The sequence below is a fragment of the Ruminococcus sp. OM06-36AC genome (assembly GCF_003438725.1).
GTDB classification, from domain to species: Bacteria; Bacillota; Clostridia; order Oscillospirales; family Ruminococcaceae; genus Ruminococcus_C; species Ruminococcus_C callidus.
Window position 1 is genome coordinate 1 of the sequence record NZ_QSTT01000019.1, and the last position, 15,561, is coordinate 15,561.

Sequence of the window (15,561 nt, forward strand, 5' to 3'; positions counted from 1 at the left end):
CTTTGCGTACAGAGAGATTATCTTCTGCTCAATGCCGGAGATGTCCTTTTGACACTTTTTTATCACCTTTGGCTCAAATGTTCCGTCTCGATCCTGCGGCACTTCGATCTCAGTTTCGCCTAAATTTCCACGTATCTTCTTTGTTTTCTTTTCCTCGCTCATTGGTTCTCTTTTTCTTCTTGCCATAAAAAATCAGCCTCCTGTGTTATTTATATTTTACCATAGTTGACTGCATTTTTACAGACTTTTTTTCGGTGGGTCGATTTTGACGCATTTTAATTATTTGTCATCATAATGTCCGCGACATAATGTCCGCGACAGCTGACAATATAAATTCTATCATTTTCAACGTGATAAACAAGGCGGTCTTTCTCGTTGATTCTTCTGCTGTACTCACCGTGTAAGTTGTTCTTCAATGCTTCCGGTTGACCAATACCTTCAAGGCAACCATTTCGTTCAATATCTTTGATGAGTTGGTTGATTCGTTTTAAAGTCTTTTTATCCTGTGTCTGCCAGTAGAGGTAATCGTCCCAGGCATCATCAGACCATATTTTTTCACTCATCGTCCACCTCAATCAAATCATGAGCAATTCCTTTGCCGTCACGCAACTCCTGAATTGCTTTCATCAAATGTTTTTGATTGGATTCGCTGTAAAAAGGGTCGCTTGACTGAGAAATCTCAAATGGAATACGTCTTTCACGCAGAACAGCTTTTATAAAAAGGTTAATGGCGGCAGATGTATTCAATCCAACATCAGAACAGAAATTATCAAATGCCTGTTTATCCTTTTCGTCAATGCGTGCAGAGATTGTTGCTTGTGCCATAACAGCCACTCCTTTCTGTATGATCTCTGCTTATATTATACCACTATTTTATGCAAATTGCAATCGTTTGTATTACATTTTCAAAAAAAGTGAGGTGAACCACAGTGGCAAACAGAATCAAGGGCATCACCGTTGAAATTGGCGGTGATACGACTAAGCTGTCAAAGGCATTAGAGGGTGTAAACAAGAACATTAAAAACACCCAGTCACAGCTAAAAGACGTAGAAAAACTTCTGAAACTTGACCCGAAAAATACAGAACTTCTTTCACAGAAACAGAAACTTCTTGCTGACAGTATTTCTGCTACAAAAGATAAACTTGCAACGCTGAAAACAGCGGCTGAACAAGCAAATACTGCTCTTGCAAATGGTGACATCACGCAACAGCAGTATGATGCCTTACAGCGTGAAATTGTCGAAACAGAAAATGAACTGAAACGTTTGGAATCAGAAGCCAAAAATGCAAATTCTGAACTTGCTAAAATCGGTGAGGCTGGACAGGTTTTGCAGAATGTTGGCGATAAAATTTCAGGTGCAGGTGAAAAACTTCTGCCTGTTACCGCAGGTGTGACGGCTCTTGGAACTGCTGCTGTGAAAACCGCCTCTGACTTTGATTCTGCAATGTCAAAGGTTGCCGCTGTATCCGGTGCAACCGGCGATGACTTGCAGGCTTTGCGTGACAAAGCAAGAGAAATGGGCAGTAAGACGAAGTTTTCTGCAAGTGAAGCAGCCGAAGCCATGAACTATATGGCGATGGCAGGCTGGAAAACAAATGATATGCTGTCAGGTATTGACGGTATCATGAATCTTGCAGCAGCATCAGGTGAAGACCTTGCCACAACATCAGATATTGTCACAGATGCACTTACAGCATTCGGTCTGACAGCACAGGATAGCGGACATTTCGCTGATGTACTTGCGGCTGCAAGTTCTAACGCAAATATAAATGTATCTATGCTTGGTGAATCGTTCAAATACTGTGCTCCGATCGCAGGTGCTTTGGGGTTCTCCTGTGAAGATACTGCTGAAGCTTTAGGCTTAATGGCGAATGCAGGTATCAAGTCCACACAATCCGGTACTTCCATGCGTTCCATTATGACTGCACTTTCAGGAGAAGTAAAATTCTGCTCTGAATCCTTTGGAGAAATGAAAATTGCAACTGCCAATTCAGACGGATCAATGCGAAGCTTATCTGATATTTTAGCGGATTGCAGGGTTGCATTTGACCAGATGTCAGAATCTGAAAAAGCAAGTGCCGCAGAAACTCTTGTGGGCAAAAATGCCATGTCCGGCTTTCTTGCTCTGATGAATGCTGCACCTGCGGATATTGATAAATTATCAGGTGCAATTGCAAACTGTGACGGCACATCTTTACAAATGGCAGAAACCATGCAGGACAATCTTGCAGGACAGCTTACCATTTTGAAATCTCAGCTTGAAGAACTGGCTATTTCTTTTGGAGAAATTCTGATGCCTGTTATTCGTGACATCATCACCAAAATACAAGGATTTGTGGACAAATTGAATGCCCTTGACCCTGCAACAAAACAGACCATTATCAAAATCGGATTGATGGCTGCGGCTTTAGGTCCGCTTTTGATTGTGGTGGGCAAAACAATTTCTTCTATCGGAAGTATGATGACATTCATTTCAAAAATTCCGACAATGATTGCGGGTGCTAAGACTGCATTTTCAACGCTTGGTGCTGCTATCGGCGGTATTTCTGCTCCTGTGGTGGCTGTCGTTGCGATTATAGCTGTACTTATTGCAGCATTTGTAAATCTATGGAACACCAATGAGGACTTCAAAAACAGCATTCTTTCCATCTGGGAACAGATAAAGTCTACCTTTGAACAGCTTACATCAGGCATTGTTGACCGAATCAATGCACTTGGATTTGATTTTCAGAATTTCGGTGAACTGCTGAAAGCGATGTGGAATGGATTATGCAGTGTGCTTGCACCTGTATTTGAGGGAGTATTTCAGCATATCTCGGATATTTTCACCTTTGTGACGGATACTATTCTGAGCGTGCTTGATGTATTTATCGGCTTATTTTCGGGAAACTGGGAACAGTGCTGGAACGGTATCAAGGGCATTTTTACAGGTATCTGGGACTTTGTAGTCAACCAGTTCAGCAATATTCTGAACACGCTGAGAGGTGTAGCAGATGTATTTCTCGGTTGGTTCGGAACATCATGGAATGAAGTGTGGACATCAATTAAGGATTTTTTTGTTGGCATCTGGGACAGCATCTGTTCCGCTTTTCAGGCTGTTGCTGACTTTTTCACGAACATCTGGAATGCAATGTCAGCATTCTTTACAACGATAGCGACTGCAATCTATACCACAGCGGTCATGATCTTTACTTCTGTCTACGACTTTTTTGCAGGAATCCTGACCAATATCCATAACTTCTTTTCCACCATTTTCAATGCAATATGGACGGTTATTTCAACTGTCTGTACCACCATTTATGATACGATTTCAAGCATCTGGAATGCAATTTACAGCTTTATTTCTCCTCTTTTGGAAGCGTTTAAATATCTGTTTGAAACCATTTTTCAGGCAATCCACATCATCATCAGCAATGTGATGGATTGGATCTCGGAAAAGATACAGACCATCTGGAATGCGATTGTTGCCTTTCTTACGCCGTTGCTTGAGGGGATTAAAACGTTCTTTGAAACGGTCTGGAACGCTATTTATACCACGATATCAACGACATTAAGCACCATTTCAAGCGTGATTTCTACTGTCTGGACTGCAATTTCAGGATTCATTTCCGGTGTGATGAACACGATTCATTCTATCATTTCAAGTGTATGGAACGCAATCAGCGGTGCTGTTTCCAGTGTGGTAAATGCTATCCGAAATACGGTATCTTCCGTCTGGAACAGCATTTCTTCTACCATTTCATCGGTGATGAATACGATTCATTCGACCGTGACAAGCATATGGAATAACGTGAAATCTTCAATCAGTTCTATTATCAGCGGTATTTACACAACGATTAAGGGTGGATTTAACAATGCGGTGAACTATGTCAAAGGGCTTGCATCGGATGCGTGGAACTGGGGACGGGATATCGTTTCCAACATCATTGACGGTCTGAGAAGTATGATCGGCAGTCTTGCTGACAGCGTTTCCGGAATTGCGGATACGATCCGCAGTTATCTGCACTTTTCTGTTCCTGATGTAGGTCCGCTGACGGACTTTGAAAGCTAGATGCCTGACTTCATGAATGGTTTGGCGGACGGCATCGACAAAAACAAAAAGGTCGTAGCAAAGGCGGTTTCAGGTGTTGCGGATACAATGAGAGTAACGCTCAATTCTGATCTTAACTACAATCTTGACGGAATGACAGGTGCGATTATGAATGGCAGTTCTGAAAGTTCCGTTGTCAATAATTACTACAATAATGACAACAGCCGCACAGTGAATCAGACTAACAATAGTCCAAAAGCTCTGTCACGGCTGGAGATTTATCGGCAGACGAGAAATGCGCTGAATGTATGATCATTTCAAACTTTTTTTATACTTACGATACTTATCTCGAATAAGCGCATAAGAAATAAGATTAGCAATTACATGACCCACCTCTGGATCATCAAGTCTCCATAATTTGTCATTGGTTAACGTACCAAGATAAAATTTTTTTCCATCAATCATCTCTGGACAATACTTTTCTACAAATGTTCTTAATTCAGAAATTTTTCCACTACCGATATTTCCAATTGCAATTCTGCCATGATGATAAAAATCACATATTTCATCATTTACCTCAAGATTTTCATCTAAAACTAATTGTAACGCATGATGTGAACTTTCTTCATTATCTATGGCAATACATAATGCAGTACGAATATAATCTTGAGATGTAGATTTGTAACAAGTAGTGATTGCCAACGAAACAATTTCCGTACTTCCATCTACGTCTATTAGAAAAGAACGATATGGACCTGAAAATACGCCGCCTGAGTGATTTCCATAACTTAAAATTCGAACGCCATAATCTTGTATTAGTTTGAACATACCGTAATCGCCTGTTGGCATCTTAACACGATAATCTAAAAAACACTCTAAAAGGTTATAGGCAGGTAAGGCGATTTCTGGAATAGTCATGTCACTAATAAACTCGTCAATTTCTCCTGCTACTACTCTTCTTTTTAACTCTTCAAATGGCATACGTTGAGGATATTCACCCCAATCATACTCTATATATTTTCCACCAAGAATATCACGATATGTCGGTATTTCAGATAGTCTAATATATTGATTACTTTTTTCGTTGTATTTATAGCAATCAGTAGTGTAACCATTGCTCATAATTGCATAGTCTGCACCAATTTCATCACAATAATCAAAAACTTGATTTTGTGTACTTTCAGTTAGTGGAACATCAGGAGCCTTGCATTCCACTATGCATAATGGATATTGATTGCCTGAATCATCATTGCCCTTGATTATTATATCAGCCCGTCTCCTTGAATTAACACCATAATGTGACAAATGATCCTCAACAGAAATTAACTGTTCGGGTACTGAAAGTTTGTCCTTAAGAAAACTGATCCATTTTTGACGGACTATTTCTTCTGGAGTGATTAAAATCAATCTTTTTCTAATCGGATCAAGATAGCATTTCTTTCCATCTCTATTGTAAATCTCAGGTAGCTTTTCTTTTTCATAAGAGAAGATCATAGATATTAACCCCCTTTGTCTTGTCTCAAGTATATCATATATTTTGTGATTGGTCAAATACTTAACAGGAGGTGCTACCCATGTTTTTTACCATGATTTTAGAAAACCAATCTGGCGACCGTATCGACATGACCACTACCGCCAACCAATACATGACCTCAAAAATTGACGGACTAAACCCTCCGGCTGGAACAGTCAGCACCTCTACCTACGCCGGCATGGACGGCTCATATCTGAATAACGATTTTATTGAAAAGCAAAATGTAGTCATTCCTTTTGAAATGCGTGGATTTGATGTGGAACTCCGCAGGCACGAACTGTACAGAGTAGTCAAGCCATCCAGATATATCAAGATATACTACTCCACAAAAAATATTTCTGTGTATGCTGAGGGTATTGTGGAAACCTGCGAGGTGGAGAACTTTGAAAAGCTGACCAATGGGCAGATTTCCATTCTCTGTCCCGATATTTATTGGTACTCCACAGAAACGCAAATTGCAGAATATTCCCGTGTCAGAGGGGCATTTCATTTTATCTGTCCTGACAATGATGAACCGTTTCCGATTGGTACATATAATACGCAGGATATGATGACCATCAACAACAACGGTGATGAGGTTGGATTTACCCTTGAAATCAGCGGTGGACCTGCAAAAAATCCAACCATTTACAACGCTCTGACCGATGAATATATGCAGATTTCAGGCGATATTCAAAAGGGCGACAGCATCACGATCACCACGAAAACAGGCAACAAAACCGTTACCCTGGAGCGTGAGGGCATTGTGACCAACATCATCAACCGCCTTGTTTCAGGGTCAACCTGGCTGAATCTGAAAACGGGTGAAAACAAATTTTATGTGACAGCATCGGAGGGACTGAACCGCATCAAAGTCCGCCTGATACACCGAAATGCGTACTTAGGAGTTTGATTTATGCAGATAGAAATTTACAATATGATTCCTGTTGGAGCGAATATCTCCATATCTCTTGAGGCTGTCTGCGACAGCTTTTCTTCGCTTTTGTGGGATATTGAATACTACAAATGCGGTGCTTTTAAAGTGTACATTGCAGCCTCACCCCGAAATATCGAGATTTTTCAGACAGGCAGAATTGTTGGTCGTGATGATGACAGGGAACATTTCGGACTGATTGAATCTGTGGAACTTGAAACCGATGCCGAAGATGGTGACTACCTCATTATCAAAGGCAGATTTTTAATGTGCCTTTTGGAAAGGCGTATTATTTATCCCACATTTAACTTTACAAAATTCGTTTCATATTCTCAGATTGTAATGAATGTGGTGCAGTATAATGCTTGTACAACAGGTATCAGAAAACTTCCGGGACTTGTTGTCGGCTGTTCGTCAGGCACTTGCTGGAATGCTGAAACCAAATTGCAGGTCAGCTATGACAATCTGATGGAATGGGTTTACACCATTTGCGAAAAGATCGGCGGAACCGCAAATATACGTTTGAGTAAAACCGATAATGAACAGTATGAAATGATTTTTGAACTTTTGCAGGGTACTGACAGAAGCATTTTACAGGAAGTAAATCCGCACATTATTTTCTCTGATAGATACAATAATCTGCTGTCTTTCACCTATTTTATGGATACTTCTGTTAAAAAGAATTATGCCTATGTTCTGGGAAAAGGTGAGGGTGAAAAACGTAAGAGAACCACATATTTTGAAGGAACAGAACCATCTTCTCTCGACCGATATGAGATGTATGTTGATGCAAAGGACATTTTAGATGAAGAACAGGAAAATGGCAAAACAAAACCATTATCTGAGGAAGAATATTCGGAACTTTTGAAAGAGAAAGGCAAGCAGAATCTTGTTCCTATAACAATGAAATCAGAATCACAGATTGCAGTGCAGTCCACGCAGTTTCAATACGGCGTGGACTATTTTGTTGGCGATTTTGTTACTGCAGAACATCACAGGTTTGGAATCAGGCAAAACAAAATACAGCTTGTTGGAATGATTGAGAGCTTTGACCGCAACGGCAGAAATCTCACACCAACATTTAAGGAGGTCTAAAAATGGCATTTTCATTTGGATTTTTCAATTCTAAAAATCTTGACAGAACGTATACTGCGGAGAATTTCAACGACTATCTCGGCAGTATCATCTGTGACGGGATTCAGGACAATTTCGGGCAGTGTTTCAAACTGTCTGTAAACAAGTTAAAGCTGACAATCGGCAGCGGAAAGGCTTGGATTCAGGGACATTATTTCATTTCGGATACGGCATATACCTATGACTTATCTCGCTATGTGGACGAATCCCTGCCGAGATATATGGCGGTTGGAATTTGCTGCAATACTTCTGAAAACGTCCGCAATGTCAGCTTTGAAATTCTCGCAGGAACACCTGCCACAAATCCTGCAATACCAAGATTTCAGAACACAGATTACAAGAAATATCTCACCCTTTGCATTATCAGACTTGATGCAGGCACATCAGAACTCAGCGTTACAGACTACAGAGAGAACAATAATTTCTGCGGATATGTTCGCTGTATTTTAGGTAAATGCAAGGTCACAGATATGCTTTCGCAGCTTTCTGAAATTCAGACGCAGATAAAAGATTACAACATCACAGTCGGTCAGCTGACAACAAAGATAAACGAATTAACGCTGAAAATTGATGAAATGACAGGCGATGTGGTTTCCATCGGAAAATGCGGTCAAAGCGTGGATTTTGTGCTTTATTCAGACGGCAGACTGCTTCTCAAAGGCACTGGGGCAACATTTGATTATTCTACTGACAGCAATCCGTCACCGTTTCAGAATAATTCCAATATCAAGTCGGTTACTGTTTCAGAGGGTGTGACAGGCATTGGAGAACGGCTTTTTCAGTATTGCGACAATCTAAAAACAGTATCACTTCCGACAACTCTTACGGCAATCAAAAAGGCTGCTTTTCTGCCGCATATTGACGGTTATATTTATCATCAGAGTCTTAACGGCTTGACGGAACTGAAGATTCCGGAACGTGTCACGGAACTTGACGTAAACGTATTTGCAGGAACGGCAATCAAGTCCGTAACCGTTCCGTCCTCTGTGGTAACCGTAGGTGCAATGGCATTCAGCGAGTGTCAGTATCTTGAAACGGTGCGATACGGCGGCAAAGTCATTAGTGACAGAATGTTTGTACGATGCACAAAACTGAAAAACCTTACTCTTACAAAAAACGTCAAAGAGATTGTGGGTGGCTGTTTCAATTACTGTGAATCTTTGAACACGATCACTTATGAAGGTTCTCTCGTTGACTGGAACGCTGTGAAGAAAAATACAAACTGGGACAGCCATGCAGTTGATATCGAATCTCCGCTTGCAAAAATCCAGTGCCTTGACGGATATATGGAATATGTTGCAAATACAAAAACTTGGAAGGAAGTGAAGTCATGATAAAATTTCTTGTAAAAGGACAGAACATTGAAACGCTGGAGCATAAAATCATTGCCGCAGACCAGATTGCTTTTGTAAAGATACATTTTGCGTTCGATAATAACTGGAAACCACTGCATAAAGTGGTGCAGTTCACACAGGACGAAATAACCTATAACAGGGTTCTCGGAACAGAAAATACAAGTTGCTTTTTGCCTGCCGAACTAACCGCAGGGACTGTGAAAATGTCACTGTTTGGCTATGATGCAGAAGCAATTGAAACAGTCAGAGCAACAACGGTTGTAAAAACCTTGCACACCAGACCATCGGGATTTGAGGGCGAAAACAGCAACGTTCCGCTTACTCCTGATTTATATCAGCAGCTTTTGCAGAAGATACAGTCCGCATCTAAAGGAACTGACGGCAAATCAGCATTTGAAATTGCTGTAGAACACGGCTTTGTAGGCACAGAGGCTGAATGGCTCGAAAGCCTGAAAGGTGTTGATGGCAAGGATGGAGTAAATGGCAAAGACGGATGTGACGGTAGAAATGGCGTTGATGGTTTACCGGGTAAAGATGGAAAGGATGGTGCAGACGGAGTCCCCGGTCATAATGTGCCGATGGGAAAAATGGGGTTGACGGAATCAATGGTTCTGATGGAAAATCCGCCTATATTATTGCCGTAGAACATGGATTTTCAGGAACAGAAACAGAATGGCTTCAAAGTCTCAAAGGTGCTGACGGCAAGGACGGAATCACTCCCGATATGTCAGACTATGCAACAAAAGCTGATATTGCAGAATTAGAGGAGCAAATCAGGCAAATATCCGGTATCAGCTATATCTCTGTATTTGAAAGCAGTTCTGATGCCTTGCAGAAATATGGCGACAGCGTTTACACTTATTACAATGACGGCTACCGTTCTCTTGCGGGTTTTGCGGAGAGTTATCCGCATTTTTGCTCTGCTGAGAATGACTATGCCCTGTATTTCAATCAGAACGATTTCAGCTGGGCAGGAACTGTGTTTGTGATTTTTTTGACACCTGTCGCAATTACTTCAAAAATGAAGCTGCTCCTAAGCTATATGGTTGGTGCATCGCAGGACGCTGAATTTTATCTTATTCCGAATATAGATAAAATGGGTTCTGAACTTGCTCAGTATATTTACGAGGAAATCAAAGCCGAAAAATGCTTTGAAATTATCATTTAAATGGCTCTACTCCGATATTTTCATTTCTGTGATGCAGTCGTTGGAAAACGTATCGGATGGAGAATACTACCTTGCTTTCAAAGGCACATCGGATAATTCACATCCGATGGTGAAGTCTATTAAATTTATGAAGGAGTGATTTTACGAAAGATACCATTTGCCTGATTGCAGGCGTTGTCGGCGGATTTATCGCAACGCTGCTTGGTGGCTGGGATTCTGCTCTTGCAACACTCGTTGTTTTTATGGGCATTGACTTCGTGACAGGAATTGTAACTGCGGCGATGGGCAAGTCCAAACACAGCGAAAGTGGCACACTCAACAGCACGGCAGGCTGGGTCGGTCTTGCAAAGAAGTTTTGTATTCTTCTTATGGTAGTGGTCGGCGTGAGAATCGATATTCTTATCGGTACAAATTATATCAGAGATGCAGTTTGTATCAGTTTTTGCCTGAATGAATTGCTTTCCATCGTAGAAAATACATCTCTTATGGGAATCCCTTTCCCGCCGGCATTCAAAAAAGCAATTGATGTTCTGCAAACGAAAGTAGGCAGAACCGAAGATGAAAAGGAGGACGAATAAATGGCTATTTTAAGACCTGATACAACAACTACTCTGAGCGGAGTAAAAATCAACGAGTACTTACTCACCAAGCATAACCCTAATCATATTGATATGCCCTCTGTTTCAATGGAAGGCAAAGTTATCGGTGTAACAGTTCACAATACCGACTGGATTTCTGTTGCAAGCGGAACAACACCTGCGGAGCAGTATACAAGAGCAACCGTTAATGGCAATATGAAAGATGTCAGGGTGCATTATTACGTTGACAATACTTGTACATGGCAGAATCTGCCTCTATCCTTAAGTGGCTGGCACGCCGCTGATGGTAGTGGCAATGGCAATCGTAGAACAATTGCGATCGAGTGCATTATGGGTTCTTCTTACAATGATAAGGATAAGAAGTCTGAAGATAATTGTGCAAGACTTGCAGCAGCACTTTTGAAGAAGTATGGCCTTGACATCAATCACCTTTACACACATACGTATTGGCTGAATGTCCGTGACGGAAAGTCCGGCAGCGTGGACTACCTTAATACTGCAAGAAATCCTTACAAGATGTGTCCTGCATACATTCTACCTCATTGGGCAGCTTTCAAAGCGAAGGTGCAGTCTTATCTCAATTCAGGTTCTATCCCGACAACCCCTGCACCTGCAACAAAACAGCTTTATCGAGTAAGAAAGTCATGGTCTGATGCTAAGTCGCAGATTGGTGCTTTTTCTTCTCTTGAAAATGCGAAGAAAGCCTGCAAGAATGGATATGCTGTTTTTGACAGTAATGGAAAACAGGTATATCCTGCAAAGAAGTCCATTGACGAAGTTGCCCGTGAAGTCATTCAGGGTAAGTGGGGCAATGGTGCGGAACGTAAGAAACGTCTTACCGATGCAGGTTATGACTATAACGAAGTGCAGAAAAAAGTAAATCAGATGATCTGATTTTCCATACATTATTGATTTTGTCCGCAGGTACTCCATTGTGAGTGTCTGCGGACTTTTTTATTTTCCAAAATAAATCCGCTCAAATTACTCTTCAATCTCCAGTGGAAAGTGAAACCATATGAAGTGGAGGTACTTTCATGCAAGAAAAATCAAAATCCATATTCCCTACTGAACTGCAGCAGGATTATAATTACTTTATGGCACAAAAAACAGCTGCTCTTATGCTGTCTGCCGGACTTATTTCCTTGGTGGAATTCAACAAATTAACCCAAATAAACCGTGACACATTCTCACCGTTTCTGGTTGAGATTATGCCTAAAATCACTTGATAAATTATGCGTTTAGAGTTATATATACAATGGTGGGAGGAGATGAACCAACATGAAAACTGTAACCAAAATCGATAAAGTTCAGCCTTTAAAAACAGAAAAAAAGATACTTCGTGTTGCAGCATATTGTCGTGTTTCTACAGATTCTGATGCTCAGCTGGAAAGTCTTGAAACACAGAAGAAACACTATGAATCTTACATTACTTCTCACAGGGACTGGGAGCTTGTTGGGATTTATTTTGATGAAGGACCGGAACAAAAGCAGAAAAACGTCCTAGACTAATGCGTTTGATTGCTGATTGCAAGGCTAAAAAAATTGACTTTGTAATTACCAAGTCTATCAGTCGCTTTTCCAGAAATACTACAGACTGTCTGGAAATCGTCAGAACACTTTTGAATCTGAATATCCCGATTTATTTTGAAAAGGAAAATCTGAACACAGGTTCTATGGAAAGCGAACTTTTTCTTTCTATTCTGAGTTCTATGGCAGAAGAGGAATCTACATCTATTTCTGAAAATAACAAGTGGTCTGCAAAGAAACGTTTTGAAAATGGTACTTACAAGCTAAGCTATGCACCTTATGGATATTGTTTAGTAAATGGCAAATTGACAATTGATAAAACGCAAGCAGAAATCGTGAAACGAATTTTTACAGAACTTCTTTCCGGAAAAGGAACTGAAGCAATCGCTAAGATTTTGAATCAGGAACAAATTTCAAGTCAGAAAGGTGGACGCTGGACTTCTGCCAGTATTCGTGGAATCATCGCAAATGAAAAATATACCGGTGACTGCATTTTCCAAAAAACCTACACAGACAGTAATTTTAATCGGCACAAAAATAATGGCACACTTGACCGATATTATATTTCTGAACATCATGAAGCAATTATCAGTCATGCTGATTTTAATGCCGCAAATACTCTGATAGAACAGTGAGCCAATGAAAAAGGAATTGAACGTGAAAGTAAAAAATATCAGCAACGCTACGCTTTTTCTGGTAAAATCATATGCAATAAATGTAGCAATACTTTTCGCAGAAGAATTCACACGAGTACCTATGGAAGCTACACAGCTTGGGTATGCAACACACATTTGGCTGACAGAAAAAAATGTTCAATGCTTTTCATAAAAGACGCTGACATCAAACTTGCCTTTTCCACAATGCTGAACAAGCTGATTTACGGCTATCGATTTGTTTTGACCCCTTATTTAAAGGCTTTACAGGAAAATACCGGTGATGATGTTCTTCTTAAGATTCAACATTTAGAAGCACTGCTGGAACAGAATGCTAAACAACGTGAAACATTGCACAAACTTATGGGACAGGGTTACATTGACCAAGTTCTTTTTGCACAGGAAAACAATACCCTGCTTTCTCTGGCAAATGATTACAGAACTGAAATCGAAGCTTTAAATCGCTCTATAACAGGAGATAGCACAAAGGTTTATGAAACAGAGCGTTTGATTCATTTCTGTAAATATGGTGAAATGTTGCAGGAATATCGTGACGATTTATTTGAATTATTTACTGACCATATTCAGGTTTACAGCCGTCAGAAAGTCGGTTTTACACTTCGATGTGGTCTTACTTTTCAGGAGAAAATTTGATGGGACACACACCTTACGGATATCGAATCGAAAATGGCATTGCAGTAATTGACAAAACCACTGCCAATCAAGTTCAACAGCTTTACAAAAACTATTTATGCGGACTATCCCTTGCAAACGCTGCAAAGGAAGCAGGTATTGCGATACTTCATTCTGGTGCAAAGCGAATGTTGCAAAACAAGCACTATCTTGGAGATGATTTCTATCCTGCTATCATCACCCAAGAAACTTTTGATGCTGTTACAGCAGAAGTAAACAAACGTTCCGAAAAACTTGGACGTAACAATCGCTATCAAGCACCAATTATAAAAAGACCACCTACAACCTTTCGCATTGATGAAACAACTGAAAAATATGACAATCCAATCAGACAAGCAGAATATTGTTACAGTCTGATAGAAAGCGTGGTAATTGAATGAAAAATGTTATGATCATACCTGCAAAAAAGCAGGTTGGCAATATTGCCAGGCAACAGGAAGAAAAACCAAAACTTCGAGTTGCTGCTTATTGTCGCGTCAGCACAGACACGGAGGAACAGGCAACAAGTTATGAAGCTCAAATTGCTCATTATACAGAATACATTCAAAAAAATCCGGAGTGGGAATTTGCAGGTGTCTATGCTGATGATGGTATTTCAGGCACAAACACAAAAAAACGCAGTGAATTTAATCGCATGATTGAAGATTGTGAAGCCGGAAATATTGATATGATTATTACAAAGTCTATCAGCCGATTCGCAAGAAACACTCTGGACTGCCTAAAATACATCAGACAGCTGAAAGAAAAGAATATTCCCGTATTTTTTGAAAAAGAATCCATCAATACTATGGATGCAAAAGGTGAAGTTTTGATTACAATTATGGCTTCCCTTGCACAACAGGAATCGCAGTCTCTCAGCCAGAATGTAAAACTGGGACTTCAATTTCGCTACCAAAACGGACAAGTACAGGTAAATCATAATCATTTTCTTGGGTATACCAAAGATGAAAACGGCAATCTGATTATTGACCCGGAGCAAGCTGAAGTGGTAAAACGTATTTACCGTGAATATCTTGAGGGATATTCTATGGATAAAATTGCAAAAGAACTTGAAGCCGACGGAATTCTCACCGGTGCAGGAAAAACAAGATGGTGGTCAAGTACGATTAATAAAATCCTGCGAAATGAAAAATATATTGGTGATGCCTTACTGCAAAAAACTTATACCACTGATTTTCTCAGTAAAACCAGAGTAAAGAATAACGGTATTGTACCCCAATACTATGTTGAAGGAAATCACGAAGCTATTATCCCGAAGGATATATTCTTAAGAGTACAGGAAGAACTGGTACGCAGGCGAGTAGTCAAAATCAGTGCCAATGGCAAAAAGCGTTGCTACAGTTGTAATCACTGCTTTGCACAGATAGTAATTTGTGGTGATTGTGGTGAAATGTTTCGCAGAATTCACTGGAACAATCGTGGCTGTAAATCAGTCGTCTGGAGATGCATCAGCAGACTGGAATCCACAGGACTGGAGTGTCATGCGAGAACCGTAAATGAAACTGTATTGGAAAATATGGTAGTTCAGGCGATTAACACGCTCCTTGGCGATAAGTCAACATTTCAGGCACAGCTTCAGCAGAATATTGCAAAGGTCATCCGAGAAACACAGAAAAATACCGCTGACGGAATTGATGAGCAATTGATGATATTACAGCAAGAACTTCTTGAAAAGGCAAACAACAAAGAAGCTTACGATGAGATTGCTGGTCAGATTTTCAAACTCCGCGAGCAACGTGAAAATGCACTGTTGACACTGCTGCCAGAGACGCACGGATTGCAAGAATCAATGACCTGCAAGATTACATCAAAAAACAGCCTGCCAGCCTTACGGAATTCGATGAGGCTTTGGTAAAGCGCTGGCTTAAACAAATCATCCTCTGGGATGACCACTTCACAGTGGAACTCAAGTCCGGACTGAAAATTGATATTGAAGGTTAATACAGGTAAACGA

14 protein-coding genes and 3 pseudogenes are annotated in these 15,561 nt (G+C 40.5%); 13 read left to right on the plus strand and 4 right to left on the minus strand.

The annotated features are described in order from the left end of the window. The 3 genes and pseudogenes from DXB92_RS10845 to DXB92_RS10855 form a co-directional block, all read right to left on the minus strand. Nucleotides 1–120 (minus strand): annotated as a pseudogene (locus tag DXB92_RS10845) (transposase); the annotation flags it as partial. A gap of 155 nt (nucleotides 121–275) precedes the next feature. Further along, the gene (locus DXB92_RS10850) at nucleotides 276–563 is read right to left on the minus strand and encodes a Txe/YoeB family addiction module toxin (protein ID WP_117733852.1); all 288 of its coding nucleotides are present in this window, start codon (nucleotides 561–563) and stop codon (nucleotides 276–278) included. Then, nucleotides 556–825: a type II toxin-antitoxin system RelB/DinJ family antitoxin gene (locus DXB92_RS10855; protein ID WP_117733853.1), complete on the minus strand. Its 270-nt coding sequence runs from the start codon at nucleotides 823–825 to the stop codon at nucleotides 556–558. The genes DXB92_RS10850 and DXB92_RS10855 overlap by 8 nt, the downstream gene beginning before the upstream one ends. Nucleotides 826–929: 104 nt before the next feature. Here DXB92_RS10855 and DXB92_RS10860 point away from each other — a divergent pair, with 104 nt between their 5' ends. Both DXB92_RS10860 and DXB92_RS10865 read left to right on the plus strand, forming a co-directional pair. Then, nucleotides 930–4,052 (plus strand): phage tail tape measure protein, encoded by a 3,123-nt coding sequence (locus DXB92_RS10860; protein ID WP_117733854.1) that lies wholly within the window; start codon nucleotides 930–932, stop codon nucleotides 4,050–4,052. A gap of 12 nt (nucleotides 4,053–4,064) precedes the next feature. Beyond that, nucleotides 4,065–4,343, plus strand: coding sequence for a hypothetical protein (locus DXB92_RS10865; protein WP_147330053.1), 279 nt, complete (start codon nucleotides 4,065–4,067; stop codon nucleotides 4,341–4,343). Here the strand turns inward: DXB92_RS10865 and DXB92_RS10870 are convergent, their stop codons facing one another. Continuing rightward, nucleotides 4,344–5,525, minus strand: a complete 1,182-nt coding sequence (locus tag DXB92_RS10870; protein WP_117733856.1) for a type I restriction enzyme HsdR N-terminal domain-containing protein — start codon at nucleotides 5,523–5,525, stop codon at nucleotides 4,344–4,346. It lies immediately after the preceding gene. Nucleotides 5,526–5,605: 80 nt separating this feature from the next. Between DXB92_RS10870 and DXB92_RS10875 the strand changes: the two genes are divergently transcribed. The 11 genes and pseudogenes from DXB92_RS10875 to DXB92_RS10925 all read left to right on the plus strand — a co-directional run bounded on the left by DXB92_RS10875 (nucleotide 5,606) and on the right by DXB92_RS10925 (nucleotide 15,548). Then, nucleotides 5,606–6,457, plus strand: a complete 852-nt coding sequence (locus DXB92_RS10875; protein ID WP_117733857.1) for a phage tail domain-containing protein — start codon at nucleotides 5,606–5,608, stop codon at nucleotides 6,455–6,457. Nucleotides 6,458–6,460: 3 nt separating this feature from the next. Further along, nucleotides 6,461–7,573, plus strand: coding sequence for a siphovirus ReqiPepy6 Gp37-like family protein (locus tag DXB92_RS10880; protein ID WP_117733858.1), 1,113 nt, complete (start codon nucleotides 6,461–6,463; stop codon nucleotides 7,571–7,573). A gap of 2 nt (nucleotides 7,574–7,575) precedes the next feature. Then, nucleotides 7,576–8,946 (plus strand): leucine-rich repeat domain-containing protein, encoded by a 1,371-nt coding sequence (locus tag DXB92_RS10885; protein ID WP_117733859.1) that lies wholly within the window; start codon nucleotides 7,576–7,578, stop codon nucleotides 8,944–8,946. Next, nucleotides 8,943–9,611, plus strand: a complete 669-nt coding sequence (locus DXB92_RS10890) for a collagen-like protein (RefSeq protein ID WP_117733860.1) — start codon at nucleotides 8,943–8,945, stop codon at nucleotides 9,609–9,611. The genes DXB92_RS10885 and DXB92_RS10890 overlap by 4 nt, the downstream gene beginning before the upstream one ends. 80 nt (nucleotides 9,612–9,691) lie before the next feature. Next, nucleotides 9,692–10,135, plus strand: coding sequence for a hypothetical protein (locus DXB92_RS10895; RefSeq protein ID WP_117733861.1), 444 nt, complete (start codon nucleotides 9,692–9,694; stop codon nucleotides 10,133–10,135). 188 nt (nucleotides 10,136–10,323) lie between these two features. Then, nucleotides 10,324–10,713, plus strand: coding sequence for a phage holin family protein (locus DXB92_RS10900; RefSeq protein WP_338095195.1), 390 nt, complete (start codon nucleotides 10,324–10,326; stop codon nucleotides 10,711–10,713). Beyond that, on the plus strand, nucleotides 10,714–11,628 hold the full coding sequence (locus tag DXB92_RS14170; RefSeq protein ID WP_117733863.1) for an N-acetylmuramoyl-L-alanine amidase: 915 nt from the start codon (nucleotides 10,714–10,716) through the stop codon (nucleotides 11,626–11,628). A 140-nt stretch (nucleotides 11,629–11,768) separates the two neighbouring features. Continuing rightward, on the plus strand, nucleotides 11,769–11,960 hold the full coding sequence (locus DXB92_RS10910) for an SHOCT domain-containing protein (RefSeq protein WP_117733864.1): 192 nt from the start codon (nucleotides 11,769–11,771) through the stop codon (nucleotides 11,958–11,960). Nucleotides 11,961–12,012: 52 nt separating this feature from the next. After that, nucleotides 12,013–13,568 (plus strand): annotated as a pseudogene (locus tag DXB92_RS10915) (recombinase family protein). Further along, nucleotides 13,568–13,987 carry an integrase gene (locus tag DXB92_RS10920; protein ID WP_117733865.1) on the plus strand — a complete coding sequence of 140 codons (420 nt, stop codon included), beginning with the start codon at nucleotides 13,568–13,570 and terminating at the stop codon, nucleotides 13,985–13,987. Before DXB92_RS10915 ends, DXB92_RS10920 begins: the two are co-directional and overlap by 1 nt. After that, nucleotides 13,984–15,548 (plus strand): annotated as a pseudogene (locus DXB92_RS10925) (recombinase family protein). Before DXB92_RS10920 ends, DXB92_RS10925 begins: the two are co-directional and overlap by 4 nt. Nucleotides 15,549–15,561 lie beyond the last annotated feature (13 nt).